The following is a 579-nucleotide window of genomic DNA, read 5'->3' on the forward strand; positions in this document are numbered from 1 at the left end:
GGCAAAGATGAAACCACCATCTGACACCTTTGGTGTTCATGATGCTGATTTCATCTAAAGCGTTGATTAGTGCACCTCGTGCTCTCATCAACTTATTCCAAAACACAAATCCATTCTCAAGAAAGGAGGAAAGAATCATGGCAATTTACCATTTATCGATGCAAATTATCAGCCGTTCAAAAGGCCAATCGGCTATTGCTGCAGCTGCTTATCGCAGTGGCGAAAAACTACATGATGAACGCACAGATGAACAAAAGTTTTATGCTCGTAATATACAACCGGAAACCATGATTCTAACTCCTTCCAATGCGCCAGAATGGATGAAAGATCGGAACCGTTTATGGAATGAAGTTGAAAAAGTAGAGAAGCGCAAAGACTCGCAATTAGCACGCGAATTAAACATTGCGTTACCAATTGAACTGAATCATGACCAACAAAAAGAACTCATTCGATCTTTTGCTCAAAACGAGTTTGTTCAAAAAGGAATGGTTGCTGATATTGTCATTCATCGTGACGATGCTAATAATCCTCATGCTCATATCATGTTAACGATGAGAAACATTGATGAAAATGGTTTCG

1 protein-coding gene is annotated in these 579 nt (G+C 39.4%); it reads left to right on the forward strand.

Annotated features, from left to right (window positions below):
- Nucleotides 1–137: 137 nt before the first annotated feature.
- Nucleotides 138–579: MobQ family relaxase (gene mobQ / locus ACYVL2_RS20080; protein ID WP_460546574.1), on the forward strand; the 442-nt coding region annotated here is incomplete at its 3' end.

The sequence above is a fragment of the Glycomyces halotolerans genome (genome assembly GCF_054779575.1).